General features: G+C 64.5%; 1 protein-coding gene and 1 pseudogene. Both read right to left on the reverse strand.

The features are described 5' to 3' along the window. Positions 1-289: 289 nt before the first annotated feature. Complete coding sequence (locus tag PMN64_RS42855; protein ID WP_028342702.1) at positions 290-850, reverse strand: GNAT family N-acetyltransferase; 561 nt, start codon at positions 848-850, stop codon at positions 290-292. Between the two features lie 18 nt (positions 851-868). After that, a pseudogene (locus PMN64_RS42860) lies at positions 869-1,116 on the reverse strand (amino acid decarboxylase); the annotation flags it as partial.

Here is a 1,116-nt window from a genome sequence, read left to right on the forward strand (position 1 = left end):
AATCGGACCAATCCAGCCAAGGTTGATGTGTCAGCTATGTCTCCGAACACCCGTCAGTGATCTGTCCGGGCTAAACATTTCGCGGGTGATGACACCGCGCTGTTTGACGTCCTGAATTGCGACGCATCCTCATCGTCGTCCCGGCGAAGGCCGGGACCCATAACCACCGAAGGTGATTATTGCGCGACGCTGGGGCCACAGCTTTCCTCACCAACTCAACCCTGTGGTTATGGGTCCCGGCCTTCGCCGGGACGACGCACGTGGAAAAAGCGGTGCCGCCAGGCCCCCATCACCGTCGCGACAGCGGCGCGGGTGGCGGCGGGGCGGTGGCGCCGGCGGCGAGCGAGCGCTGCACCATCACGGTGTCGGACCAGCGGCCATAGCGATAGGCGACACCGGGCAAATGCCCGACGCGGGCGAAGCCGAAGCGGTCGTGCAGCGCGAGCGAGGCGGCGTTGTCGCTGTCGATGTAGCCGATCATCTGGCGGAAGCCGGCGGCGGCGCAGGTGTCGATCAACTCCTGCAGCAGCCGGCCGCCGACACGCTGGCCGGTGAAGCGGTGATGCACATAGATCGAATGCTTCACGGTGTAGCGGTAGGCCGGACGCTTGCGGAACAGCACGACATAGGCATAGCCGACCACCTCGCCGTCACAGATCGCGACGAGATGGGGCAGGCGGGTGTTGCGCAGATTCTTGCGGCGGTCGCGCAGATCGTCGGGCTCCGGCGTGCCGCTGTCGTCGACGCTTTCCTCGACGCCGCGGCGGATATGGTGGCGGTAGATCGACAGCATGGCGTCGACGTCGCTGTCGCGGGAAGGACGGACGGTGATCTTGTGATCATTCTCCATCGTGTTGCGCCCGTTCGCCTATTCGGACACGACATAGGTGTAGAAGCGGACGCGGCCGGAGTCGTCGATCTCCTTGTAGATGCCCTGGACTTCGACCTCGAAGCCCGTGAACGCATTGAAGCTCGCCTCGAACATCTTCAGGTAATCGATCATCGGCTTGCTGCGTTCCGACAGCCGCTCGCCGGGCACGATGGTGGCGATGCCGGGCGGGTAGACCACGAACGGCGTCGCGGCGACGCGGCCGAAGATCTGGTCGATCGGCAGAT

The organism is Bradyrhizobium sp. UFLA01-814 (assembly GCF_046718885.1).
GTDB lineage: Bacteria > Pseudomonadota > Alphaproteobacteria > Rhizobiales > Xanthobacteraceae > Bradyrhizobium > Bradyrhizobium elkanii.